We start from the raw sequence: 25,690 nt of genomic DNA, 5'->3' as shown, positions 1-25,690 counted from the left end.
TCAAATAAAAAGTCCAGAAAAAATATGCTTTTTCTGAACTTTTTTTAGTTAAATATATTTAGCTTACTCAGGGTTTGAATCGTTGTGATGATTGTGAATTCGCTCTGCCTCTGGGCAATCGTCAGAAACAAGGGGATCGACATTAGCTCTAGAAACCGATGCTAGTTTTTGAGTTACAGCACCAATACTTTCTAAGCGAACCATTTCTTCCCAAGAACAAATTTCATCTTCGTGATCTTCCTCGTAACGTAAAGTTACCAAATCCCCTTCTATATCAATAATGCGGGCGTGTTCAATCCATCGTTGCTGATCTCTTAGGAAAATAGATATCTCACGCCCATCGCAACAAAGTTGATAAATCTTGCGGTGTAGCATGTATTGCTTCTGCCTTTTCAAATGTGGTTAAACTCGTAACTTGATGGAGCCTGTACCAGTAAATAGTTCCTACTTGCGGCGGATTTACGGCTTTATTCCTCAGTGGTAACCGATATTTAGTTAGCGACTTGGCGATTTTTAAATATTTCATGTAGATTTTGCGTCACTATCTATTTGTCGCTCCCGAATCTAAAACGGGTTCCCTAAATGAATGCGGATGATTTTGGAGAAGGCGCGATCGCAACTCGTGCAAGACTGTAATCTTGATTGAGTTGATGATGGCGAAGATTTTTCTCCTTTGCCCAAAATTTTTCCTAACTTTCATCCTGCCGCCGGGTGCGGCTGTTTGAGTTTTGACTCCAGCTTGAAGCTTGATAACTCCATTGAAGTTTAACCCAATATAACTAATATTAACTTATTCTTTGGCGGAGTTTACAAACACAGCAGCAGCTTAACTGCTTTTTTGGTTCGCCATGTCAGCTAAAGTTTTTAGATAAGCTCGTCTTTGTTCCATCTTAGGCGTATGACTGAGTTCCACTTTATCCAAAATTTGACCCCAGCGATATACCCAGTCATGTCTAAGTAGTGAATTGACTACATTATTTTTGCGTACTTCTTTTAGGCGCTCTGGCTGTGCATTCAAATCTGCAATAACTTCTGCGACATTCGATGCGTTAGCAGAAAGCTCAATTACCGCATCAGACCAATCAAAGCTTTGGGTAAAAGTTTCCGTTTGCGGAGGCATACCCAAAATTACTGCACCCCCCGCAGTAGCTTCAAAAAAGCGAAAGTTCAACTCTTGTTGACCTCCAGTTTCACCTTCAAGGTCAAATTTTGCTCTATAAGCAATAAAGTAATTGCTTCTTTTAACTATATTTTGGTACAACACGCGATGTTCTTGGTAATTAGTTGTAAATAAATACTTCAACGTATCATAAACATATAAAAAATCTTTTTGCTCTGCTAAATCCAACAGCGATTGGTGTATCGAGGGCGAACGACGACCAAAATTACAAACATCAATACTCCGTTGCGGTTGTAGAGGATAAGGACAAAATTCTACAGCATCAACTCCAGGAGCCAAGTAATAACAGGGCTTTTGAGTTGTATTAGCAACGGCTTTGATGCTAGCACTCAAGTTCATAAAAATACAGTCAAAATCTTTTAATACTGATAGTTGTTTTTTGTCTCTATCATAGTTTTCCATCCATATTTCATCCACCAAGCAAACTGCTTTATTGCACTGTTCGCGCCAATTTTTAATTGTGTTTAAGTAAAGTAAATCTATAGGTTTTTGACATACATAAAAAAATAAATCATACTTTTTATTTAATATAAAGTGGTTACTAATAGAATTTGGGATGTTGGGGTTCCCACTAAGTTGAAAAACTTTTCTAGATAAATTGTTAACTATTTTTTTTGATAGCTTATTTCTGAAGTAAGGTATGCTCAGCAAATCGACATTTTCCCAGCTACAAATACATTTTTCAAACTCATTTATATAGGAACGGGATATGTGAGATTCTAAATCGCGCATAGATAAAATTAAAATGCGTGGCTGAGAACTCGATGCTACGGCAGAAATTACTTTTTGCATAAAAAATTATCCGCTAGTTTATTATTTAATACTAGGATTATCTGCGGCTACAATTTCAGCTAACTCTTTCAATTTAGCTTTTCTTTCAAGCATTGTTACTGAGGGCGAAATATCTACTGAATTTAGTATTTTTTCCCAACGATACACCCAATCGTGGCGAAGTAGAGAATTGACTACATTATCTGTACTGATTTTGTGTAAGCGCTCCGGCTGCGAATTTAGCTGAGTAATTATTTCTGTTATATTAGTTGAATCTTTATTTAAGGTAATTACGGCATCTGACCAATCAAAGTTTTGGCTAAAAGCATCGCAACTTGGTGGACTTCCTAACATTACCGCACCACCTGCTGCCCCTTCAAAAAAGCAAACGTTTAGCTCCTCTTGACCATTAGTTTGACTTTCTATTTCTGATTTGCAAGCAATTAAATAACGACTTCTTTTAACTAAATTCCTATACAAGTTTCGATATTCTCGATGGTTAGAAACGGGTGATTCTTGCATAGTGTCATACATATAAAACAAATTATTTTGGTGTGCCAAATTAAGCAAAGATTCATGAATTGGATCGGGACGGCGACCTAAGCAGCATATATCAATGTTTCTTTGGGGTTGCATGGGATAGGGGCAAAATTTTATAGCATCAATTCCTGGCGACATATAAGAACAGGAATCTTGAATGCTCTTTGTAATTTCAGGACTACAGCTTACACCTATAAATACACGATCGAAGTCTTTTAATGCTGTTAATTGAGGCTTGAACTTATTTATGTCTAACTTGTTTAGCCAGCAAACAGCTTTGCGGCATTTTTCTCGCCAGTTTTTAATAGAATCTAAATAATATAGTTCTGTAAGATCTTGGCAAATAAATAAAAATAGATCGTATTCTCGATCTAAGGAAAATTGATTAAAAATTGGGCTAATAGGCAGGGTTTTACCTATAGTATTAAAAGCAAATTGAGAAATTTCTTTGGTAATTTTATTGCGTATAGTTGACGGAAAGTCAGGTGCAAATACATCAACTCGATCGAAATCACACACAGCATCCTCAAATTCAAACAAGAAGCTGCGCTCGATAGGAGACTCAAAATTGCTTAGTGATAAAATCAACACTCTTGAAGTTGCTGGTGAATAATTAGTCAAATCGTTGCTCATAAAAGATGGATTTTTAGAGATTTGATATTAATTCAAGATACACTTTAAAAAATAGTAACGAGCGAATAAATATAACCATACAAGTTTTTATATTTAAGCAAAAGAGAAATTATAATAATTATATTTTTACCCTAATAAAATATCCTCTTAGGCGTATTTGCTACGCTCCAAAGCAATAGTAAAATAGCTTGAAAGAATTTTTCCGCCTAGCCTGGCTTTTTTTGTCGAAAAAAGCTGCGGAAATCTTCATCCTTTTGACTCAGTTTTACCCACTCTAGACCTAAATTAGTAAATTTTGTTACCAAAAGCTCACAAGCAGGGCGTTCAGTAGCATAATGCCCAGCATCGATCAAAATTAAACCGCGATCGCGACTTTCTTGAAATTGATGAAACTTACAGTCTGAAGTTAAGTAAGCTTGCGCTCCAGTCTTGACTACCTCGGAAATAAAACCAGCACCACTTCCCCCCAAAACCGCAACTTTTTGAATCGTTTGCTGAAGATCGGCAGTAGGAGAAAAAATCAAATCTGGAGGATGCAATAAAGTTTGAATTTGTACTAATAAATCTTCTAAAGTTAAAGCTGCATCTAGATCTCCGACTCGACCGTAACCCAAGCCCGCTTGAGTTGGCACTATAGGCATTGCTGCTTTTAAATTCAACAAAGTCGCTAGAACATCGGCTGTGCCTTCCTGCACTTGATCGAAATTGGTGTGAGCCGTGTATATGCCAATTTGATGGCTAAAAGCTAACCGAGTTACCTCTGCTAAAGCATCCCCAGTGCGTAAAGATTTGAGTGGATTAAAAATTAGCGGATGGTGGGCAAAAATTAGATTAATTTCTATACCTGCTTTTTGGAGAGCGATCGCTTCAAGCATTACTGCTAATGTAGGAGTCAAGCACACCAATACTTGGGCAGAACGATTCAATATTCCCGGCTCAATTTGCCAACCACAGTTATCCCATTTTTCCTGCCAAGCAGGATTCGCCCAAGCTTCAAACCAAGCAATTAAATCGGCAACAATCATACACTCAGCTTTAAGTAACTTAGTAGTTCAAGCTACACTAACACCAATGTTAATTCCAGATACCAGCAAAAAGTATATTTTATTGTCATGATTGACCTGTATACCTTTACGACCCCCAACGGACGCAAGGCTTCGATCGCTTTGGAGGAGCTAGGCATTGAGTACAATACCCACAAAATAGACATTACCAAGGGCGATCAATTTACTCCAGAATTTATCGCCATCAATCCCAATAGCAAAATTCCCGCTATTGTCGATAACGAGACAGGAATGACAGTATTTGAGTCTGGGGCAATTTTAATGTACTTGGCAGAAAAAACTGGGAAATTGCTACCAACAGACCAAAAAGAGCGCTACCAAGTCATAGAGTGGTTGATGTTGCAAATGGGTAGCGTGGGACCGATGTTTGGTCAATTAAACCACTTCAAGAAATTTGCTCCAGAAAAAATTGATTATGCGATTTCTCGTTACGAAAAAGAAACTTTACGGTTGTATGGCGTATTAGATACTCAACTAACCAAGGGCGAGTTTATCTGTAAAGACTACTCTATTGCTGATATTGCCATTTTCCCTTGGGTAGCTATCTATGAATTTCAAGGCTTAACTTTAGACAATCATTCCAATCTCAAGCGCTGGTTTGAGGCGTTGCAGCAACGTCCATCGGTGCAAAAGGGAATGGCAGTACCAAGTTGAATGTGTTGCCATCTGTCAGTACTCTTGCCTAAAGTGTCTTATGCAAGAGGCAGGGAAAAGGTTAAAGGGCAAAGGTAATAGTTCTAATTCTTTAACCAAATTTGTTGTAAGGGCGGCAATAAGTAGCTGGGAATAGATGGCGCTATTGATGGCAAAATTGCTCTACGCAACGGACAAATATTTCTACCCCCATCATTAGTGCGGTTTCATCAAAATCAAAGCGGGGGTGATGATGAGGGTATGCCAAGTTTTTAGCAAGATTTGCTGAACCCAAAAAGAAATAACAACCTGGTACTTCTTGCAGGAAAAATGACATATCTTCGCCGCCCATAGTTTGGCATTCTGGCACAATACCCACTGGAGTTTCTACTACTGCCATAGCTTGCGATCGCACTAATTGAGCAATTTCGGCATTATTAATTACTGGTGGATAAAGCTGCCAGTATTCTAAGTCATATTTTGCGCCGTAACTGCTACAGATTCCAGCAATAATTTGTTCAATTTTTTGCTGTATAAATCCAGCAAATTTTGGATGGAAATAACGTACTGTACCATTTAGCTGAGCGGTATCGGCAATAATATTGAGTGCCGTACCTGCATGAAATTCTCCCACCGTGACAACAGCCGATTCTATCGGATCGACATTTCGAGACACAACTGTTTGCAAAGCACTGACAATTTGTGCTGCAACTACGATGGAATCTACGGTTTGATGGGGCATTGCCCCATGTCCGCCTTTGCCCAAAATCCGAGCGCGAAAACACTCCACCGCCGCCATTAATGCCCCTCCGCGCACGCCTACCGTACCGAGGGGTAAGTTATTCCACAAGTGCAAGCCAATAATCGCCTCAACATCAGGATTTTTTAATACCCCAGCAGCAATCATTGGTTTAGCGCCGCCGGGGGCTTCTTCGGCAGGCTGAAAGATAATTTTGACGACTCCTGTAAAGTCGTCGCGGTGCTGGGCTAGGTAGCAAGCTGTAGCAAGGGCGATCGCAGTATGTCCATCATGTCCGCAGGCGTGCATTACACCATCATGCTTTGAGCAATAATCTACCTCGTTTTGTTCTTGAATTGGCAACGCATCCATATCTGCCCGAATTGCCAATACTTTACCTGGTTTGGGGCTGCGAATAATTGCGACTATGCCCGTATGGGCAATCTCTGTTTGGTGTTCAATGCCCCATTCTTGGAGTTTTTGAGCGATAAATTGCGCTGTTAATTGTTCTTTAAAGCCTAATTCTGGGTATTGGTGAAGCTTTCTGCGCCATTGCACAATTTGCGGCTGTAAAGCTCTAATTTCCGCCCGGATGCTTGATAAATCGATATTAAGAGGATTTAAAGAAGTAGCAACCATGTTTTAAATATGAGTTTAGTAAGGTTTATTACTGAAGCGATCGCCCGAAGTAATACTACAAGCCTAACTACATCCAACTATTTTTTACTTGCTTTAGAGCAAGCTGCATAAATTTGGTCTTGCCTATCTAGTGGATACAGTAAAGGGCATCAATCTTTCTAGGTCTAAATTTGCCGCGACTTGAGCTAATTTAGCTAAATTTGTGGGATTTTCTAAGTAAGGTAGGCAGCCCAATACAGGTATATTAGTCAGCGATTGAATTAAATCTAATGGTGTTAGATCGCTAATTTGCGCTTCTGAAACTGGTTGCACGCAGTTTAAAACAATGCCTTTGAGTTGTACGCCTTTCAGCCTAGCTAAAGCAACATTGGCAACAGCCCCGGAAATTGCCCCTAATTTTACTGGAACTACTAAAACCGTTGGCAATCGCCATTCGGCGGCTAAGTCGGCTACAGTAAATTCGTAAGTTACGGGCGATCCTAGTCCTCCTAATGCTTCTACTAACACCCAATCTCGCGCCGATTTCAACTGTTCTAACTTTTGCCAGACTAACCCCAAATCCACCGTGCGACCTTCTTTGGCGGCGGCGATTGGTGGGGCTAAAGGTGCATCAAAGTATAGAGGATTAATTTCGTCGATAGATTGATGGAGGGCAAATAATTGAGAATACAATTCGCGATCGCCAATTCCGGCTTGAATTGGCTTCATAATCCCTAAACTTGGAGAAACAAACTTTTGCCAATAAGCTGCTAAAGCAGTAGTTAAAACTGTTTTGCCAGTTTCGGTATCTGTCCCTGTAATTAGTAATGCGTTCAAAATGACCTGTTAATTGGAGTTAGGTGGATCGGAAATTAGCGGCGAGGGGAAAGATTGCGGTTCTACTTTGTCATTTTGACTTAATAACCAACTGACAAATAACAATGAGCTACCGCCAGCAACTAAAGCCACCGTCACAAAAATACCAATAATTGCCCACCAACGCTCCCAAATTGAGCGTTTGGCAACGGTTGGTTGCAGTTTAGTCGTAAAGGGCTTAATTTTTTCGGGACGGCGACCGATCGCAATTGTATTTATTTCTGAAGGATCGAGGTCTGGAGGGCGACGGGGAGAATTTTGCTCTGTTTGCGACAACGCAGCTACAGGTTGGGGGCTTTGAGGGGCTAATAATTGCGCACTTTGAGCATGGGGTGCGGTCAATGATTGTAGGGCTTTTGCGACTTCTGCTACCGATTGATAGCGATCGCTTGGCTTATAACTGAGCATTCGATCGAGCAAAGATGCAAATTGTTGACTTACTTTTGCCCACCGTTGCCAATTCCAAGTAAATTGCTCGTCATCAAATAAGGCTGGTGGCTCTTTGCCTGTAAGTAAAACTATAGCACTCACTGCCAAGGAGTACAGATCGCTACTAGCGTAAGCCCTACCTGTTTGCATCTGTTCGAGCGGCGCATAGCCCAACTTCCCCACCGTTGTTGTCACCGATTGAGGGCTAATTGCTTGAATGCGGTTTGCTAAGTCGTTGACTACACCAAAATCAATTAATACTGGCTTAGAATCAACAGCGCGCAATATAATATTATCTGGAGAAATATCGCGGTGGATAATGCCTCTAACGTGCAAATGAGCAAGTACAGGCAGTAATTGCTGGAATAATTGTACTATTTCTACTTCTGTAAAAGTTTTTCCTGCTTGTTGTCTTTGTTGTAGTAAGGTCCAATAAGACTGACCTTCTACATAGTCTTGAACTAAAAATAACCGCCCATCTTGCTCAAAAGTGGCTCTAAACTGAGGAATTTGGGGATGATGAATTTTGTATAAAACCGTTGCTTCTTTCTGAAATAACTGTTTTGCCTTGATTAAAAACTCTGGGTTACTTTGAAGGGGAATAAACTCCTTAAGGGCGCAAAGCTCTTTAAAGCGACCTAGATCCTCGGCTAAATAGGTACGCCCGAATCCCCCTTGACCTAAAATTTCGACCAAACGATAGCGATTTTGGAGAACTGTTTGCAAGGAAATAGGTGGTTGCATTGCGACGAAGAATGAGGAAGTTTAAAGTTTAGCGGTTTCTGGATAAGCCTATAGACGAAGGATTTGTAAGCAGTTTAGAGCAATTAAGTTTACCCTAAAAATTTCTGAGCTTGCAGCTAACTGCTAAGTACATCAACTACTATCTTATAAGTAAGTAATTTTGCTTACATATTTACTCAAAGAACAAAAGTACAATGTCTGTGGAAAGTATACTTATACTGGCAATTTATCTAAAACTCTTAAACTAATGTTAATTAATAACTTCATCCAAGCTTATAATTAAATTTCCCTAGAATTGCTGAGGAAGTAGGTAAACTTGTGATGATAGGATTGCCATGAAGCCGCTTAGAGGGTCTGTTGTGCTACGATCTGCAACTACTTTGACGGTTCCGTCAACTCAAAGCGCGGTTATGACTGACAATAACCGCCTGCGTTTATTCTCTGGTTCTGCCAACGTACCATTTTCTCAAGAAGTTGCTCGTTATTTGGGCATGGACTTGGGACCGATGATCCGCAAGCGATTTGCAGATGGAGAACTTTACATTCAAATTCAAGAGTCGATTCGCGGCTGCGATGTTTACCTTATTCAGCCAACTTGCAATCCAGTAAATGACCATTTGATGGAATTACTGATTATGATCGATGCCTGTCGTCGTGCTTCCGCACGGCAGATAACCGCAGTAATTCCTTACTACGGCTATGCTAGGGCAGATCGCAAAACCGCAGGGCGAGAGTCGATTACAGCTAAGTTGGTAGCTAACTAGATCACTCAAGGAGGCGCAGACCGAGTTATAGCAATGGATTTGCACTCAGCACAGATTCAGGGATATTTTGATATACCCTTCGATCATGTCTATGGTTCACCAGTAATAATTGATTATTTAGCTAACAAACAGTTGTCTGATATTGTGGTTGTTTCCCCAGATGTCGGCGGCGTAGCAAGAGCGAGAGCCTTTGCGAAAAAGCTAGGTGATGCACCTCTAGCAATTATTGACAAGCGTCGTCAAGCTCATAATATCGCTGAAGTCTTAAATGTAATCGGTGATGTGGCAGGTAAAACTGCGGTATTGGTAGATGACATGATTGATACGGGTGGCACGATCGCCGCCGGGGCTAAATTGTTACGAGATGAAGGAGCGCGTCAGGTGTATGCCTGTGCAACTCATGCCGTATTCTCTCCTCCAGCAGTTGAGCGGCTATCGAGTGGCGTATTTGAGGAAGTAATTGTCACAAATACGATTCCCGTTCCCCCAGAACATCACTTTGAGCAGCTAACGGTGCTTTCTGTCGCCAATTTACTCGGAGAAACTATTTGGCGAGTGCATGAAGATACATCAGTTAGTAGTATGTTTCGCTAGGAAAAACTAAATATTTATCAGCAGTGCGATCGCATTTATCAATTAAATGCGATCGCGCTTGTTTTTATAAGAACTCTAAAAATGGCTCTGGGACTAATAATAGCTCCCCCGATTTGAACCGAGAAATATCTACCCATAGGGCAGTTTTTTGGCGCTTACCTTCAGCAAAAACCAAGCTTTCCAACTCATAAAACTTCGGGCTGGCGAAATCGGCTTGATAAATTTGGAGAAGTTCGTGACCTTGTTTGCCATTGAAAGTAAATAGATTTTCCAAGCATCCTAGGTAACGAATATTAGTTAATTGAGCTTCAATTTCCTCTTGAAACTCCCTTTGCAAAGCCTCAAGACTGGTTTCACCAAAATCAACACCACCGCCCATGGCGCGATAGAAAGTTTGCTGCTTTACCGGATCGTAGCCTTGGGAGATAAAAACGCGTTCGCCCCTTTTAATCAATCCCAAAGCTAAAACTCGAATTTGACCTTCAGAACGCATATTTAGCTATTAGTTGTTGTAATCGTAAACAGATTGTTCGGGGCGGCTTTCGCTATCTTCCACCGTCCAATCGGCATTCTCACCGCCAATATATATTTGCTCCATCGGCAGATATTCTTTGTCTAATTGAATCAGACAATTAATCAAAATATCTAAAGCGATCGCGTCACTTGTCCCCAAATCAAACCAGCAACGCGCCCAAGTACCTTGATACTCAAAGGCTCCCATATTATGCATCAACGACATTAAGCTATCATCGGCTCTACGATCGTCATAATTCATGTAGCTAATATCTAATCCCTCATCTTGAACCTGGAGATTTTCGGCATTAAATGCTCCGAGTTTTCCTAGATAAAACCAAGAATTGAAGGCTTCTTCTAAATATTTTTTCTCCATTTCCGATGGCACTGTACTAAACTCTACCCAGATCCACAAGTCAAAGGGATTAAATTCTCGAAATTGTATTTGCATTTTGGCTAAAAGTTAGTTGACTTAATAAGAAAAACAAAGACATGGGGGGCATACCCCCTGCAAATCTGTTATTAGCCTTGTGTGATGCGTCCCTTTTTTACTGAGAGTTAGTTAAACGACTAGCAGCCTTACTGCGTTCGCGCTCAATTTGCTTGACCAAAGTAGAGGGAAGTTGAGCTTTTTTAGCGATCGCTTTATCGAAGTTTTGGATTGATTCTCCCAGCATAGAGCGATCGTTTTGTTTTTTACTGTATTCAGCCAGAATTTGGGCTTTAAGATAAAACAATTCTGGGTTATTTGCTGTCAATACTAAAGCCCGATCTACCGCCTTCAATGCTTCGTCGTACTCCTCCAAGTCGCGGTAGCCAATAGCTAGACCCCGATCGGCTAAATAACGCGGTGCAGCAAATTCTTTTAATCTGGTAATTGCTTGTTCGGGATTGGAAAACGGCAAATTGACCGCTAACATTAAATCCATATAACCGCGCATCAAGTTGATCTCTGGATCGTTTGTCGAAACTGCTTGAGCTTTGTCTAAGTATTCGTATACTAGGCGTAATTTAGATAAAGCTTCGGGAGTGCCTTTAACAGTTCCATCACGAGCTAGAACAGATGCACCTTGCAAAAAATAACCTACCGCCGCATACAAGTTCCCCCGCAAGGGATCGGTATTGATTAATTGCTTAGCAGCTTCTAAGGTTTTGTTGCCATAGAGATCGAAGGAGGTCAAATCTTTATTGACGCTATAAGCTAAAGATGCTTGCATAGCGTGCGCCAAAGGCTCGTTTGGTTCTGTAGTTTGAGCTTGCTTAAGATAGCCTTGGGCTGCTCCATAATTACCGTCTTGAAATATAGCTTTGAAAGCCGCTTCGGTATTAGCGCCGATTGGGCGGGGATTTGTAGAGCGAAAAGGATCGGCTGCCCAAGTTGGGCTAGTCGATCCAAATGTTAGTAATGCAGTGCTTAGAGCGATCGCTTTTAGCGCTGCGCTTTGCGCAATCGCGCCCCAGAATCGATAATTGCTCATAATTAAAAAGTTACACCCAAATTGTTTTTAAGTTAGTTAATACTAATTTATTAAGTTTGCTCCTAGGTTGCCCGGAAGTAGCATTTGTTCGCCACAATTGAGTTATAGCCAATTTTTTAAGTGATTTCCTACGCGCCCGAATGCTTTATCTCAAAAATCTGACCTATCACCCCCCAGCTAGTCCTACAGCTATTTTAAAAGAGATTAACTTAGAACTTGCACCCCAACAGTTAGGGTTAGTCGTCGGAGCGAGTGGTTCGGGCAAAAGTACCTTACTAGAAATTTTAGCGGGGCTAGTTGAAACAACTTCGGGTAATATTTCTTGGCGCGAACAAGAACTAATATCCGAGCAATTGCAACAGTTGGCTGGCTTAGTATTTCAGTTTCCCGAACGCCATTTCTGCGGTAGCACAATTTTAGAAGAACTGCGGTTGGGACATCCAGAATTAGGCTCGGAGCGAGTCAAGCAGGCTTTACAAGAAGTTGGGTTAGAGCAATTATCTATTCATGCCTCGCCCTATGCTTTGAGCGGCGGTCAGCAGCGTCGTTTGGCTTTGGCAGTACAATTAATTCGTCAACCTCCTTTGTTGCTGTTAGATGAGCCGACAGCAGGCTTAGATTGGTCGATGCGTCGGCAATTGGTAAGTTTGCTTGCAAAACTCAAGCAAGATTGGACGCTACTCGTTGTGACTCACGATGCTGGAGATTTACTCGCAATTAGCGATCGCACTTGGAAGTTAGATCGCGGTCAATTGCGTACACTATCACCCGTTGCTGGAAATCAAAATGTCTAGCTTATTACCAGAAATGACCGATTTGTGGCAATCAACTATAAATTGGCAACCAAACGCGCTCCAGCAATCTCAGTTTCAACAGCTTTACGAATTGGTACTCAAGGGCAATAGTCAATTTAATTTGACGCGAATTACTGAATCTACAGAGTTTTGGGAGAAACATTTATGGGATTCGTTGCGGGGAATTGCCCCTTTACTAACGCTGGAAAAGCAAAAAATAATTGATATTGGTACGGGCGCGGGGTTTCCTGGATTGCCAATGGCGATCGCATTGCCAGAAACTACAGTTACATTAGTTGATTCTACGCGTAAAAAAATTGCTTTCCTCGATACGGTGCTGGCAGATTTGAGCATCCCAAATGCCTTGACAGTGACATCACGCGCCGAAACTTTGGGGAAACTTCCCCAATACAGCAACGCTTACGATCTTGCTACAGTCCGCGCTGTCGGTTCGGCGGCTATCTGTGCGGAGTATGCCTTGCCTTTAATTCAACCTGGAGGAATAGCTGTACTTTATCGCGGACATTGGACAAAAGAGGAGCAAGAAGCAGTGCAAGTTGCGATCACGCCCCTAAATGGAGAAATTACTTCCATTGATAGCTTCACAACTCCCATCAGTCAAAGCATCCGCCACTGCATCTACTTAAAAAAACTAACAACTTCCCTACCCCAAACCAAGTTCGCGTTTGAGCAAATCAATTGACTTTGTACCGACAAAGTTTTCGCAACAAATTAACTGGGGAGGACGAATTATATCTTCTCTAACTGCTTGGACTGCGGACTTGAGAGTGGCAAAACTAGGGCGATCGCAAATAATGACCTGAGCGCTTTTGACAATGGCATTTAGTTTGTAAGCGTCTCCCACTTGGGCTGTAAGTACCAATAATTCGCTTCCCCGCAAACTATGAATAATTACTTCTGCCGATCTCAGCAATCCCGAACTGAGGCTAACAACGCCGACACAGCTATCTTTTGGTAGTTTTTTGAGTAGTTTGATTTCTTGTTCGTAGTCGTAAATATCAATGGGAATAACGCGGACAGATTTAAGCGCGGCTATTGCTTCGGCTTGACCGATAAAATATCTACTCGTTACGACCGTGCCAGTAATTTGCTCTAAATTTTTTAGTTCTTCCAAAGAAACAAGCTGTACGGGTATTTTTAATGATTGTTCTAATTCCTTCACAATCAATTTTCCTGCGCCAATATCATCGTTTGGCACTGTAACTATCACTTGGGCAATAGAGCGCAATCGCCAGTCAATTTCTGCGGAAAATAGTTCTCGTGCTTGGTTTAGAGAGCAGCCTTGCTGTAGGAGTTGATCTAAGCAAAGTTGAACGATTTTGTCGGCTTGGGGATATTGCTCAAGTAAGGGGATTAAAGCGGGGTTGCGCCGGACTGTTTGAGCGCGGACGTAAATACCTGAACCTGCGACACTTTCGACTAATCCATCTTCCTCAAGATGGCGATATACCTTACTGATGGTATTACGGTGCAAACCCGTTTGCATTGCCAAGGCTCTAGTGCTAGGTAAGCGATGACCAGGGGAAAATTGCCTAGAGGCGATCGCATAGCGAATTTGATTCAACAACTGAGTTGAGGAGGGGATTTCGCTATCGGGCTGAATGTGGAATTGAACCATGTTTTGACGAGCCTAGAGGATACCGAAAAAGGAAGATTGGGGAGGAAATAACTAAATTCTTGCCCTCTCTATTGTTCTAACTTCTGACACATTTTCTGGTAGTTTTGGTGATTGTACGACTGGGGAAACCTTTATGGCACAAGAAATTGTTACTTCTATTGTCAATATTCCGAATGACGACTTAAATATTTTTGCTTATATGGCTCATCCGAGCGGCGAAGTTTTTTACCCTGGAATTGTAGTAGTCCAAGAGATTTTTGGTGTCAATGCTCACATCCAAGACGTAACAGAACGAATTGCTCGACTTGGTTATGTAGCTATTGCTCCAGCAATTTTTCAACGCATCGCTCCCGGTTTTGAAGCAAGTTGTTATACGCCCCAAGATATTCTCACAGGCAGAAACTACAAAAGGCAAACTAAAGCCTCAGAACTTTTAAGCGATATTCAAGCAACAATCAATTATCTCAAAGATCGACCCCAAGTCAAAAAAGATGCTGGTTTTGGCTGCATTGGTTTTTGTTTTGGCGGTCACGTTGCTTATCTTGCAGCTACTCTAACCGATATCAAAGCTACAGCCTCATTCTATGGTGCTGGTATCGCTACAGAAACTCCTGGAGGTGGCGCAGCTACTGTTACTCGTACGTCTGAAATTAAAGGTATTTTATACGTTTTTTTTGGCATGGAGGACGCGAGTATTCCTATCGAACAAGTAGATGCTATTGAGGCAGAACTGCAAAAAGCGGGTGTAGCTCATCGTATATTTCGTTATGATGGCGCGGAACATGGTTTTTTCTGCGACGCACGGGCTAGTTATAATGAAGTAGCTGCGGCGGATGCTTGGCAGCAGGTCAAAGAGTTGTTTCAACAGCATTTGCCTAACTAATTTTTGCGGTTAAATTAAGATCGGCAAAAAAATCTAATTTTCTGCCTTTACGCCCCACTAGCTAATGTTATGAACTCTAAATCAAAATCTACTCCAGCCACCGAATCAGCCTTTTCAATGGATGATTTTGCCAAAGCACTCGAACAACACGATTTCCAGTTTCAAAAAGGGCAAGCCGTCAAAGGTAAGGTGTTTCAATACGAAAATAATGGTGCTTATGTAGATATTGGTGGTAAGTCGGCGGCTTTTATTCCTACTGAGGAAGTTTCCTTACGTCCGGTAACAGATTTAAGTGAAATGTTGCCATTACAAGAAGAATTAGAGTTTGTAATTATTAAAGAGCAAGACGCAGACGGTCAAGTTACCGTGTCTCGCCGCCAGCTAGAAGTTCAGCAAATTTGGGAACGTTTGGCACAAATGCAAGAAAATAGCCAAACTTTGCAAGTGCGAGTAACAGGTGTAAATAAGGGCGGCGTGACTGTGGACGTGCAGGGAGTAAGGGGGTTTATTCCGCGATCGCATCTTCTAGAACGGGAGGACTTAGATAGCTTAAAGGGTCAAACTTTAAGTGCTAGTTTTCTAGAGGTCGATCTTGACAATAATAAACTTGTCCTTTCCAATCGTTTGGCTACTCGTTCTGCTAGTTTTAGCCAATTAGAGATCGGTCAATTGGTAGAAGGGAAAGTTACTGGTATCAAACCCTTTGGCTTGTTTGTCGATTTGGAAGGTGTAAGCGGTTTATTGCATATCAAGCAAATTAGCCAAAAATTTATTGAATCTTTGTCACCATTGTTTCAACCAGGACAAATAATTAAAGCAGTAATTATCGATTTAGATGAAAGTAAAGGGCGCATTTCTTTATCTACTAGAGTATTAGAAAGTTACCCCGGCGAGATGGTAGAAAAAATGGATGAAGTCATGGCAAATGCTGAAGAAAGAGCAAGTAAAGCCAAAAAACCTGTAGCTGAATAAGGTTAAAAATTCTAAAAGTTTTACAGCCTACTTGTCTGGGTGTTAAAGAATTTTGCGCCCAGTCAATACTTCTCGTACTTCTAACATGGCGGAATAGGTAGGTAACACGTGCAGAGTTTCATTAGCAGGAGTGCGCTCTAAGGCGATCGCGATCGCGCTTTTCAAGTCTTCTTCAATAATTAACTCTACATTGCCGTTGTCAATTTCTGGCTGACTGTAGCGCAGGCGCAGCGCCATATCATAAACGCGATCGCCGCTAATTACCAAAGTACCGCCTTGTTCGACTAATTTTTCGGTATCTACATCCCAAATCCACGATACATCTGTGCCATCGGGAGTGCGATCGTTCAATACCAATAGCTTAGTTTTTCCCCCAGCTTGATTGACGGCGCGGATTGTTTCATTCATGCCGACGGGATTTTTTGATAAGAGAATTAGTACGCATTTACCTTCTATTTCTAGCACCTCCGCCCGTCCAAAGGCAGCTTGAAAGTTAGTAATGCGATCGCGGATAATTACCTCATCTACTCCTAATTCTTGGGCGGCGAGGACAGCCGCGACGGTATTGTATTTGTTATATACACCAATTAGGATTTGCTGCCAGTAAGCGCTGTCGATATCTAATTTGGGTTTGGTAAAGTTGCAACTAGGACATTGATAATCGCCCAAGTGAGACAGATAAACTCCCGCGTAATCTAGTAAATGTCCGCATTTGGGGCAGTAAATAGAGTCTACAGCGTGGGGGATTTCGTCTAAATACTGCTTTGGTTCGTTTAAGCCAAAATACCGCACTTTCTGCGGCAATTGTTGCCCCATAGAAGCAAGGGTAGGATCGTCTGCATTGGCAATTACTACGGTTTGGGTAGGCAATAGGGCGATCGCCTCTCCCCATCTTTTGCTAATTGTATCGACTTCTCCGTAACGATCTAGCTGATCGCGAAATAAATTTAAGCACATAATTAGGCGTGGTTGGATTGGTTGCAATACTCGGCGCAAAATGTTTTCATCTACTTCCAAAATTGCGAAGTCTGCGTTTAATGTGCCGACTAAGTTGGTATTTTCTAACAGCGCCGTCATTAAGCCATTTTCTAAGTTTGCTCCGGCGCTATTGTGCGCTACTTGCCATCCTTGGCTTTCCAACATCGTTTTTAGCAGCAAAGATGTGGTAGTTTTGCCGTTTGTACCCGCAACTAAAATTACGCCTTGTTTTACCTGACAACTGAGTAGCTGCAAGAGGTTGGGTTGAATACGCCGCGAGATTTCCCCTGGTAACACACTAGCTGCACCCAAGCGTAGGAATCGCACCCCGAAGGTTACAGTTTTAGCGATCGATACTGCAAGCCCTAGTTTTAGTTTATCTACCAGTTTAATTTTTTTACCCACTACTTACACCCTTACTTTTGGCTTGCACTCATATATACCGTAAGTTTCTAGTCTCGCCAAACTTACGCCTTGTCAAGATGTTATTTTATTGCACATAGGCACTAATTTAATTTATGCAAGCATTGCAATTTTGGCACAATCATTATCAAGGCTTAGTTGATAGTGGTGCGATTCGAGCCGGGAATTATCCCGAAATTATGTATCATGGGGAGCCGAGGAACAATGCGATCGTTTTGATCCATGGTTTAACCGATTCACCTTATTTTATGAAAGCGATCGCCAACAGGTTTTATGCTATGGGTTTTAATGTTTTATTACCTTTGCTACCTGGACATGGTTTAAAAATTCCCGATAGCCAAATAGATACAGTAACCTTTTCACAGTGGCAAGATGAGGTAAGTTTTGCTGTTGGTTGTGCTACAAATTTAGGCAAGCAAATTTCTATCGGTGGTTTGTCTGCGGGAGGAACTCTTGCTACTTATCAAGCTATTACAGATCGGCAACGTATAAACGGAGCATTATTTTTATTTGCTGGCGCGTTAGATATTCACGATCCTATTGAAACTGTTTTAAGGTTTGATGCTTTTTTAAAAGTTGCTTCATTTATTCAAGTTAACAGAAATAAAGATGTAATCGATTTACTTAAAGAGGCTTTCAAAAAAGACGATCACAGTAAAAAAGAGCATAAAAAAATTACAGTTCCTCCAAATTTACAAAGGCGCTCTGAAAATATTTGGGCAATTGGCGATAATCCTTACCGTTATGTAGAAATGACTTTAAATGGTGCGGGTCAATTAGCAGATTTAATCAAACAGATTGAGGACTTGTATAAAGAGCGAGATAGATACAGCGATATTATCCAACCTGTTTTTGCGGCTCATTCTGAGGCAGATATCGCCGCAGGGATAAAAGAAATTGAATTACTAATTAAAAATCATCCCAATTCAGTGGAAAAAACAAAGCTTTTCCGTATTGAAAAAAGTTTGAATGTCGCTCACCCAAGTATTGTATTAGAGGAAGATATTGAAGTTAATGGCGAGGTTTTAGAAAAGCGCAATCCAGTTTTTGATCAAATGATGGATTGCGCGGAAGCTTTTGTAAATAAGCATTTAAGATGAGGTGTCGATACCCCCTAGCTCCCCTTAAGAAGCAGGATTCTTCTTCTATTGGTCTTTAGCTAGATTGATAATTTGACTAAAAATCTCAATTTTTAGGTTTGTGGGGCAGGCACAAATTTAAGTGAAACTCCATTCATACAATAGCGATCGCCTGTAGGTTTTGGTCCATCATTAAATACATGACCCAAATGTCCGCCACAACGAGCGCAATGAACTTCTGTCCGGGTCATAAATAACGCTTTATCTACCGTTGTACCAACCGCTCCCTCAATCGGTGCAAAAAAGCTTGGCCAGCCCGTACCGCTATTAAACTTGGTTTCTGAGGCAAATAGTGGCAAGCCACAGCCAGCGCAAGCATAAGTACCGCTACTATATTGCTTGTCGAGTTCGCTGGTATGAGCGCGTTCCGTGCCATGTTTGCGCAACACTTTAAATTGTTCTGGGGTTAGACTTTTTTCCCATTCTGTTTCTGGCTTAGTTATTTCAAACTTACTATTGTCAACGGTCATAGTATTTAACTTCCAATGTGATTAGCTGTTTCTTCTATTCTTATTTTATTGTTTCTCAATCATGCTTTTATCTGCAACCAGCATATCTAGCTCCCATTGCATCTGCCTACAAACTTTTTTATAGCAAGCATCGACATAATCGCGGTCTTGAGCCGCCGCCCGACCATAACGCTCAAACTCAATCGGCGCGCAAATCCGCGTATGAATTGGTACAGGGAGGGGAATATTGGGTAATGGTCCAATTGCTAGTCCCCAAGGCAGTCCCAAATAAATCGGAAATACCATCGGATCGAAGCCAAATAACCATGGCATACCCCAATCGTGGAGTTGGCGAAGTTCTTTGTAATAGTCAGCTAAAATAATCAAAGTATCGTGAGCGCCGTTAGAAATTGCCGGGATAATGGGAACTCTCTCTCGCAGCGCTAACTTAATAAATCCTTTGCGCCCAGCAAAGTGAATGCGATCGCGCTCTTTATGCAGCCGCCACAAATCTTGCGGTCCTCCAGGATAAACCAATACCGCCGCTCCTTGCCTCAGCGCCGCGCTTGCCATTTTTGGATGAGCCATAACTGCCCCAAGCTTGACAGTTAACTGGGCATATGTAGGCAGCATCCACACATTCGGGTGCATTAGCCCGTATACGGGGCGGTGGGTGCCAAATAGGCGAAACCAGTCCACCATAAACATCAGCGTATCTGGAGCGAGTAAACCGCCGTTATGGGAACCCACAATCAGCATACTGCCATCAGTTGGCAAGTGATGCCAGCCATCGGTTGTGACTTTAAAATAGTGACGGTACAGCCATTCACCCAGGGGTAAAAGCGATTCAATTACCGCCGGATCTCGCCCCTCTAAAGACCAACCATCGAAACGATTAGCTTGGTTGGGATTAGAGCGATTAACACGATTCGCATCCAAATAAGTAAACAATGAGTCCAAACTCCTCTAAAATTTTATCTGACGATAAAAATACTTATATTTAAGTTTCCCATCATGCAATAAAAATTGCGCGATCGCAGTTCCTAAATGTACTAACTTTGGAACTTGGTGATGACTTCATGGATTTATTTAGCGGCTCTACTGTTTACTTAGATACAGATAGTATTTAATCAGAGCATGGTTGACCAATTAACGGCGGCTGGCTATTTGGTTTATTTGCCTCAGCAGCAATGTTTCGGAGCCACAAATTCGATGGAATTGTTTTAATTGCAAGTTGGGGCGGTACATAGCTTTATCCCCCGATAAATGAAAGTTCGTGCCAAGATGAAGGAAACCTCTATTGGGGAATCGTGATGTCTAAAGAGAAGAAAGGCAATAAAGAGACTAAAAAGCCAAAAGCACAGTCTGAAGATTCTAAAAAGCAAAAGAAAGACCCTAAAAGACATGATGGCTTAGGAGGTAAGTAGCTATTAGGGTTGAAGTTAGCTGAATAATTGGATTAGAGTAGTTCAATTAGCCCACCTTGGGTATACACTCACTTGCTTGTAGCTAAAAACCTCTCACAACAACCAAATAAATCTTTTAAATCTAAGTAGTGAAAAGCAGACTAAAAAGTATCAAATTTGACTGATTAGTTAGTGTGGAAGTAGGAAGCAAAAACCTTATGCTACAAATCTGAGGGAGTCTGAGTAGACATTGTTTAAATCCCTAGTTCCCACTACCAAACTAGGCAATCGCCCTGGTAACGTTGCTATCCAAAAAATTCTCAATGCCATATTCTACATTCAGCTCAACTGCTGTTGTGCAAGGGCGATTATTGCCCCATTGCTTTCTTTATTAGAAGACTGCCTATACTTTTATGCTTACTCAGCAACTTCTTCCCGATCCTACACTGACTTTTGCAAGAGATCTAATCATGAAAGCTATCAAATTTGTGCCACCGCTGCCGCATCCAGTTTTTGAGGACAAACCACCAATGCTGTATCTTGTTTAGGTCTGGAGAATAAGGGGGAAGATATGATAATTCACATCCAGCCTCTGCCACAATTTCATCAATTGTCTGGGAGTGGTGGAAACTTGCATTGTCAATGACGATGACCTCTCCCCTTTGCAATTGATGAAGAAGACACTGCTCTAACTACATCTGGAACAAGTTGCAGTTGCAGGGGGTGTGCGATTCGTTGAGTGCTCAATCACGGCAAACAGCCCGTACATAAGCACTCCAGCCAAGACTCCCACATCTTGTGCTGAACTTCAAGGCTGATGTAGGTGAAAGCCCTAGCCGTCAAACTCAGACGTGACTCCTTATCTGCCCACAGTGAGCAAGCTCGATTCTTGCAGGCTGAAGCTGGGAACAGGGCGCAATCAGACAACTATTACGGGTTGACACTGGCGCTAACAGGGGGTTCTTATGATGAAACAGACTCTAAAAAAGCATCCTAGCAACTAGCAGGGCGTAAAACAGGTAACACCTGGAAAGCCTGACTAGGCCAGAGATTAGTATCCCGCCGCCTTGTGCTTCCTCTAGCGGCACGAGTATGGGGTTCTGGCGGATGAATTGAATCCATCTAAGGGAACGAACAATCACCTTGAGGAACGAATAAAAACAGTGGGATGTAACCCCAGTAGGCGTTGTGCGTGAAGCGGAATCCCGCAGACTGGGTAGGATGACCCGTAATTGGGTCAAGGTTCAAAGAATACATCTTTCGGAGCAGAGCATGGTTAGACACAGCGACAGCGCTAGTGAACTTTGGAAAAATCTACCTTGGAAGAAATTTCAGAAGGAGTTATTTCGCTTGCAAAGACGGGTGTATAAAGCAGTTTCAGTTGGAGACAAGCGCAAAGCAATGTCCCTTCAAAAACTCATTCTGAAGTCCAAGGCGGCTAGATTATTGGCAATTCGCCAAGTAACTCAGTTAAATGCTGGTAAGAAAACGGCGGCAATTGACGGCAAAGCGTCCCTCAATTATCAGGAACGCTTTACCTTAAGCGACTTTCTTAAGGATAACGTTAACACATGGAAACATCACAAGCTACGCGAAATTCCCATCCCCAAAAAGGACGGAACAATGCGTTTGCTGAAAGTTCCCACTATGGCGGATAGAGCTTGGCAATGTCTAACAAAATACGCCTTAGAACCCACCTGCGCGTCGCAACCTTCCACGCCAGGAGCTACGGTTTTAGGACAGGACGCTCGGCACACAATGCCCAGAAGTATCTGTTCGACAACCTAAACTCTAAAGTCAATGGAATAGATAAGCGAGTCATTGAACTAGATATCGAAAAATGCGTGCGCCGTGACGGTCAATACGGTATCCCGAACTCAGTTGGGAGAGATTAAGGAGGTGATCTCTAAGTCAACCAACTTACCTTGCGCCGAAAGGCAAAGGGGACAAAAGCATGTTGGTAAAGCGGGGAATAGAGAGAAGGCGTTAAAACTATTGCTCCGCAAAACTTGCGTGACATGGGGAAAGTTAAACTACCTGAACCCTAATTCTGACGACATAGGCGATTGTCTATTCCTACAACGTCTAATAGGAATAATCATCTATGCAATGTTCTAAGCATTTGGACAATGCAACTCCTTTAGATGATGTCAGCTATCAACGAGATAGCCCAATGAATGAGTGGGGCACCTAAATCACGCTAGAACGTACCGGATTGATGCAGCACAAGATTGCCTAAGGGACGCGAGTCCTATGGTGACGGAGTTCCCATAGTAGTCCGAAGACGGGAGAGCCGTCTACATGGCGAAGGGGAACAGGTATTCCTCAACATAAGAAACCAAGAGGTACGCAAGATGCGAACAGCCGAAACGGTTCTCAATGTTATTCGTGCTAGAGGCTTTCAGGGGTTGCCTCTGGATGATGTCTATCGGCAACTATTGAATCCCAATCTGTATCTTCTCGCATACAGCCGCATCTACAGAAATGCAGGTGCGACGACGCGAGGAGTGACTGAGGAAACTGTGGACGGAATGTCTCTTCAGAAAATCGAGAGCATCATTGAGCAAATGCGATATGAACGCTTTCGCTGGACACCCGTTCGGCGAGTCCAAATTCCTAAAAAGAATGGCAAAACTCGACCGCTCGGAATGCCAACCTGGACAGACAAATTGGTACAAGAAGTAGTACGGCTCATGCTCGAAGCATACTACAAACCTCAATTTTCGGATCGCAGTCATGGTTTCAGACCCAAGCGCGGCTGCCATACTGCATTAACAACTATAGACCGCACTTGGCAAGGAACGAAGTGGTTTATCGAAGGTGACATTCGCGGTTGTTTTGACAATATAGACCATCATATCTTGATGTCAATTCTCCGTGAAAAGATCGTAGATAACCGCTTTCTCAGACTGATTGAACTTCTACTCAAGGCTGGATATTGCGAAGAATGGAAATACAAACCCTCGCTAAATGGAACACCACAAGGAGCAATTGTATCGCCAATTTTAGCGAATCTCTACCTTGATAAATTGGATAAATTTGTCGAGCAAACACTCATTCCAGAATACACGCCAGGTCAAAGAAGAGCCGAGAATCCTGAGTATACAAAACTCGTGAAATTGGCTTGGTACTATCGGAAAACGGGGCAGATAGAACGAGCGCGAAAGCTGGAACTTCAATACCAGAAGATGCCCTCTAAAGATGTCAACGACTCGAACTACAGACGATTGTCTTATCTGCGCTACGCAGATGACTTTCTACTTGGCTTTGCAGGCCCTATCGCAGAAGCTAAAGAAATCAGAGAAAAACTGAGGAAGTTTTTAGAAACACTAAAACTCGAACTTTCTGAGGAAAAGACGCTGATTACTCACGCTAAAACTCAGGCAGCAAAATTCCTGGGTTATGAAATTGTAGTTCAACAATCCGACAGCAAGCACACCCACGGGCGACGCTCGCTGAATGGAATTATTGGACTACGAATTCCTGCAAAATTTGTGGAAGAAAAACGCAGATATATGGCAAATGGAAAACCCATCCATCGTGCCGAACTGTTGAACGATGACGATTTAACGATTGTCAATCTTTATCAGGCAGAATATCGAGGATACGTCCATTACTATAGTCTTGCCCAAAACATCGCTTGGCTTGACGAGAGTCAAGCAAACAATGGGGATGTCGCTTATGAAAACACTGGCTTACAAACACAAAACCAGTGTGGCAATAATCGGCAAAAAGTACAAGAAAACAGTCAGGTTTCCACACGGTCTGAGAAAATGGCGTTGAAGTCACAGTCGCAAGAACAGGCAAGAAGCCTCTCATCGCCCAATTTGGTGGCTTATACCAAGTTGCGTTCTAAAAAATCATCCTTAATTCAGGAAAAGTGGCTATACCCCAGGAACCCTGCTGCTATGTCGGAGCGCAACTTAGTATTACAACTCAAACGCAACCTCAAAGCAACCATTCAAGACCTACCCAAATCTCGCAATTATCCACGCCGAAATGAGTTGGTAAAACGACTTCTGGCGGATGAATGCGAAGTCTGCGGAGCGACGGAGAACATCGAAGTTCACCACATTCGCGCCCTCAAAGACTTAAAGGATAAAAGTAGTAAAGAAAAACCACTTTGGATACAGATTATGTCTGCACGGAAGCGGAAAACTTTGATGGTTTGCAAATACTGCCATGATTCAATTCATGCAGGTCGAGAAATGAAACGCCGAGTTACGAAATAGGAGACTGGAGAGCCGTGTACCTGGAAACTCGTAAGCACGGTTTGGAGGGGGGCGATTGGAAAAGTGCCAGCAATGGTAACTCGTCAGCCGCCTACCCTACTTCGATAGGATAAACCACACAACCATTATCGATAAACTCATTGCCCCTCTAGGCATTAAGACAGGAATTTTTCGCTGTCTTAAATCAGGAGTTAACCCAGGATTTCCCGAACAAGGAACGCCGCAGGGTGGGGGCGGTGCGCTACGAAGCGCATCGTGGTAATTCTCAAAAGGAGGTAAGAACTAACGAATGGGATGGCGTTTCCCCCAAAGCGCCAAGGCTAATCCGGCAGGCGGCGGACAATGAGTGAGAACCCGCCCTTTCGCCCGGAGAACAAGGGGCAAAACGCTGACACCCTGTTACAGCGCAAGACTCCAAGCCTGAGTTTGACTATGGCTACGCAAGAAACCCTTGTTTAAAGCGTCCACACCTTGAGCGCACTGTTAAACAACAGGGATGGTGCGAGACATCAGGTAGCCAGCCATTCTACGCAACTGGCGAAACGGTCTTTGATTCGACCGAACCGCTATGGCTATAGGGGTATAAGCCAACGGCTGATGTCGCGGACACTAGGTTTGTGTCCTACGGGCGTAAAGAGGGAGCCTACGGTCAAACGCACCACGTACCACGATGTGAACGTAGGAAGCGTTATTGTCGGTCTGAAAAAGACTGGGTTAACTGCAACTGAAGTGACGATAGCGTGGCAGAGCGGTTGTAGTAGTCCGAGCCAGCGAAGGGCTGGTACATGGCGAAGAACCGCAGTCATTGTAAAAGGAACGTCCGGGAATTAGAGAGGACTAATACTAAGTTGTGGTCAGAGGTAGTAGAGTATTAAATAAAGAAAACTTTGGCAAAGATAAATGTATAGGAGTCAAGTAACCCAAGCCTGTCCTCATCTAGACCTAGAGACAGTCAAGCAGAGAGTAAAGTTAGCGTCATCCCATTGGGACAAACAAAAATGGCTGGTGATATACAATGCACTAGCCGCCCCCAGAACCTCCGCAGAGATTGCCTTACATCTGGGGGTATCCCAAGGTTTTGTCAGAAAAGTAATTCAGCAATATAATCGCACCGGAGAAATCGGATTATCCAGTCCAGGGAAAGGGGGTAGGCGGAACTGCTATTTAAGTTGGGACTCGGAAAAGCAACTGATAGATTC

23 protein-coding genes and 4 pseudogenes are annotated in these 25,690 nt (G+C 42.5%); 11 read left to right on the top strand and 16 right to left on the bottom strand.

What is annotated here, in order from left to right; all coding sequences use genetic code 11:
• Window positions 1-63 precede the first annotated feature (63 nt).
• The 4 genes from AC2VE5_RS10835 to AC2VE5_RS10820 form a co-directional block, all read right to left on the bottom strand.
• The gene (locus AC2VE5_RS10835) at window positions 64-375 is read right to left on the bottom strand and encodes a DUF6679 family protein (protein WP_486887760.1); all 312 of its coding nucleotides are present in this window, start codon (window positions 373-375) and stop codon (window positions 64-66) included.
• Window positions 376-826: 451 nt separating this feature from the next.
• Window positions 827-1,972 (bottom strand): glycosyltransferase, encoded by a 1,146-nt coding sequence (locus AC2VE5_RS10830; protein WP_486887759.1) that lies wholly within the window; start codon window positions 1,970-1,972, stop codon window positions 827-829.
• Window positions 1,973-1,993: 21 nt separating this feature from the next.
• The gene (locus tag AC2VE5_RS10825; RefSeq protein WP_486887758.1) at window positions 1,994-3,124 is read right to left on the bottom strand and encodes a glycosyltransferase family protein; all 1,131 of its coding nucleotides are present in this window, start codon (window positions 3,122-3,124) and stop codon (window positions 1,994-1,996) included.
• Window positions 3,125-3,330: 206 nt separating this feature from the next.
• Window positions 3,331-4,149, bottom strand: a complete 819-nt coding sequence (locus AC2VE5_RS10820) for a Nif3-like dinuclear metal center hexameric protein (RefSeq protein WP_486887757.1) — start codon at window positions 4,147-4,149, stop codon at window positions 3,331-3,333.
• An 87-nt stretch (window positions 4,150-4,236) separates the two neighbouring features.
• Here AC2VE5_RS10820 and AC2VE5_RS10815 point away from each other — a divergent pair, with 87 nt between their 5' ends.
• Entirely contained in the window at window positions 4,237-4,842 is a 606-nt protein-coding gene (locus AC2VE5_RS10815) for a glutathione S-transferase N-terminal domain-containing protein (RefSeq protein ID WP_486887756.1), read from the top strand.
• Between the two features lie 142 nt (window positions 4,843-4,984).
• Here AC2VE5_RS10815 and AC2VE5_RS10810 read toward each other — a convergent pair whose 3' ends face one another.
• From AC2VE5_RS10810 to AC2VE5_RS10800, 3 genes are all read right to left on the bottom strand, one after another.
• Window positions 4,985-6,199 carry a M20 metallopeptidase family protein gene (locus AC2VE5_RS10810; protein ID WP_486887755.1) on the bottom strand — a complete coding sequence of 405 codons (1,215 nt, stop codon included), beginning with the start codon at window positions 6,197-6,199 and terminating at the stop codon, window positions 4,985-4,987.
• 123 nt (window positions 6,200-6,322) lie between these two features.
• The gene (gene bioD, locus AC2VE5_RS10805) at window positions 6,323-7,015 is read right to left on the bottom strand and encodes a dethiobiotin synthase (protein WP_486887754.1); all 693 of its coding nucleotides are present in this window, start codon (window positions 7,013-7,015) and stop codon (window positions 6,323-6,325) included.
• Between the two features lie 9 nt (window positions 7,016-7,024).
• On the bottom strand, window positions 7,025-8,227 hold the full coding sequence (locus tag AC2VE5_RS10800; RefSeq protein WP_486887753.1) for a protein kinase domain-containing protein: 1,203 nt from the start codon (window positions 8,225-8,227) through the stop codon (window positions 7,025-7,027).
• Between the two features lie 335 nt (window positions 8,228-8,562).
• Between AC2VE5_RS10800 and AC2VE5_RS10795 the strand changes: the two are divergent.
• Window positions 8,563-9,585 (top strand): annotated as a pseudogene (locus tag AC2VE5_RS10795) (ribose-phosphate pyrophosphokinase).
• Between the two features lie 64 nt (window positions 9,586-9,649).
• On the opposite strand, the gene AC2VE5_RS10790 reads toward AC2VE5_RS10795, so the two are convergent.
• The 3 genes from AC2VE5_RS10790 to AC2VE5_RS10780 all read right to left on the bottom strand — a co-directional run bounded on the left by AC2VE5_RS10790 (window position 9,650) and on the right by AC2VE5_RS10780 (window position 11,576).
• Entirely contained in the window at window positions 9,650-10,078 is a 429-nt protein-coding gene (locus tag AC2VE5_RS10790; protein ID WP_486887752.1) for an NUDIX hydrolase, read from the bottom strand.
• A gap of 9 nt (window positions 10,079-10,087) precedes the next feature.
• Window positions 10,088-10,549: a DUF3531 family protein gene (locus AC2VE5_RS10785; RefSeq protein ID WP_486887751.1), complete on the bottom strand. Its 462-nt coding sequence runs from the start codon at window positions 10,547-10,549 to the stop codon at window positions 10,088-10,090.
• Between the two features lie 97 nt (window positions 10,550-10,646).
• Window positions 10,647-11,576 carry a Sll0314/Alr1548 family TPR repeat-containing protein gene (locus AC2VE5_RS10780; protein ID WP_486887750.1) on the bottom strand — a complete coding sequence of 310 codons (930 nt, stop codon included), beginning with the start codon at window positions 11,574-11,576 and terminating at the stop codon, window positions 10,647-10,649.
• Window positions 11,577-11,716: 140 nt separating this feature from the next.
• Between AC2VE5_RS10780 and AC2VE5_RS10775 the strand changes: the two genes are divergently transcribed.
• Together AC2VE5_RS10775 and rsmG are read left to right on the top strand one after the other, a co-directional pair.
• Window positions 11,717-12,370 carry an ABC transporter ATP-binding protein gene (locus AC2VE5_RS10775; protein WP_486887749.1) on the top strand — a complete coding sequence of 218 codons (654 nt, stop codon included), beginning with the start codon at window positions 11,717-11,719 and terminating at the stop codon, window positions 12,368-12,370.
• On the top strand, window positions 12,363-13,073 hold the full coding sequence (gene rsmG, locus AC2VE5_RS10770) for a 16S rRNA (guanine(527)-N(7))-methyltransferase RsmG (protein ID WP_486887748.1): 711 nt from the start codon (window positions 12,363-12,365) through the stop codon (window positions 13,071-13,073). Before AC2VE5_RS10775 ends, rsmG begins: the two co-directional genes overlap by 8 nt.
• On the opposite strand, the gene AC2VE5_RS10765 is transcribed toward rsmG, so the two are convergent.
• Window positions 13,035-14,009 (bottom strand): GntR family transcriptional regulator, encoded by a 975-nt coding sequence (locus tag AC2VE5_RS10765; RefSeq protein WP_486887747.1) that lies wholly within the window; start codon window positions 14,007-14,009, stop codon window positions 13,035-13,037. The genes rsmG and AC2VE5_RS10765 overlap by 39 nt on opposite strands.
• A gap of 133 nt (window positions 14,010-14,142) precedes the next feature.
• Between AC2VE5_RS10765 and AC2VE5_RS10760 the strand changes: the two genes are divergently transcribed.
• Together AC2VE5_RS10760 and AC2VE5_RS10755 are read left to right on the top strand one after the other, a co-directional pair.
• On the top strand, window positions 14,143-14,892 hold the full coding sequence (locus AC2VE5_RS10760) for a dienelactone hydrolase family protein (protein ID WP_486887746.1): 750 nt from the start codon (window positions 14,143-14,145) through the stop codon (window positions 14,890-14,892).
• 69 nt (window positions 14,893-14,961) lie between these two features.
• A complete protein-coding gene (locus tag AC2VE5_RS10755) occupies window positions 14,962-15,864 on the top strand; it encodes a S1 RNA-binding domain-containing protein (protein WP_486887745.1) in 903 nt (300 codons plus the stop codon).
• A gap of 42 nt (window positions 15,865-15,906) precedes the next feature.
• Here AC2VE5_RS10755 and AC2VE5_RS10750 read toward each other — a convergent pair whose 3' ends face one another.
• Window positions 15,907-17,247 (bottom strand): MurT ligase domain-containing protein, encoded by a 1,341-nt coding sequence (locus AC2VE5_RS10750; protein WP_486887744.1) that lies wholly within the window; start codon window positions 17,245-17,247, stop codon window positions 15,907-15,909.
• A 113-nt stretch (window positions 17,248-17,360) separates the two neighbouring features.
• Here AC2VE5_RS10750 and AC2VE5_RS10745 point away from each other — a divergent pair, with 113 nt between their 5' ends.
• Window positions 17,361-18,365, top strand: a complete 1,005-nt coding sequence (locus tag AC2VE5_RS10745) for an alpha/beta hydrolase (RefSeq protein WP_486887743.1) — start codon at window positions 17,361-17,363, stop codon at window positions 18,363-18,365.
• Window positions 18,366-18,457: 92 nt separating this feature from the next.
• Here AC2VE5_RS10745 and msrB read toward each other — a convergent pair whose 3' ends face one another.
• The 3 genes and pseudogenes from msrB to AC2VE5_RS10730 all read right to left on the bottom strand — a co-directional run.
• Window positions 18,458-18,874, bottom strand: a complete 417-nt coding sequence (msrB, locus tag AC2VE5_RS10740; protein ID WP_486887742.1) for a peptide-methionine (R)-S-oxide reductase MsrB — start codon at window positions 18,872-18,874, stop codon at window positions 18,458-18,460.
• Window positions 18,875-18,919: 45 nt separating this feature from the next.
• A complete protein-coding gene (locus tag AC2VE5_RS10735) occupies window positions 18,920-19,792 on the bottom strand; it encodes a lysophospholipid acyltransferase family protein (RefSeq protein WP_486887741.1) in 873 nt (290 codons plus the stop codon).
• Between the two features lie 931 nt (window positions 19,793-20,723).
• Window positions 20,724-20,951 (bottom strand): annotated as a pseudogene (locus AC2VE5_RS10730) (transposase); the annotation flags it as partial.
• Between the two features lie 580 nt (window positions 20,952-21,531).
• Here AC2VE5_RS10730 and AC2VE5_RS10725 point away from each other — a divergent pair.
• From AC2VE5_RS10725 to AC2VE5_RS10715, 3 genes and pseudogenes are all read left to right on the top strand, one after another.
• Window positions 21,532-22,112 (top strand): annotated as a pseudogene (locus AC2VE5_RS10725) (reverse transcriptase N-terminal domain-containing protein); the annotation flags it as partial.
• Between the two features lie 501 nt (window positions 22,113-22,613).
• Window positions 22,614-24,491, top strand: a pseudogene (locus AC2VE5_RS10720) (reverse transcriptase/maturase family protein).
• A 227-nt stretch (window positions 24,492-24,718) separates the two neighbouring features.
• A complete protein-coding gene (locus AC2VE5_RS10715; protein ID WP_486887740.1) occupies window positions 24,719-24,841 on the top strand; it encodes a hypothetical protein in 123 nt (40 codons plus the stop codon).
• Window positions 24,842-25,063: 222 nt separating this feature from the next.
• Here the strand turns inward: AC2VE5_RS10715 and AC2VE5_RS10710 are convergent, their stop codons facing one another.
• Window positions 25,064-25,297: a hypothetical protein gene (locus tag AC2VE5_RS10710; protein WP_486887739.1), complete on the bottom strand. Its 234-nt coding sequence runs from the start codon at window positions 25,295-25,297 to the stop codon at window positions 25,064-25,066.
• Window positions 25,298-25,391: 94 nt separating this feature from the next.
• Between AC2VE5_RS10710 and AC2VE5_RS10705 the strand changes: the two genes are divergently transcribed.
• Window positions 25,392-25,690: helix-turn-helix domain-containing protein (locus AC2VE5_RS10705; protein WP_486887738.1), on the top strand; the 299-nt coding region annotated here is incomplete at its 3' end.

It is taken from the genome of Aliterella sp. E5.1, from assembly GCF_057473825.1.
This window is presented reverse-complemented; position numbering and strand designations above follow the sequence as displayed.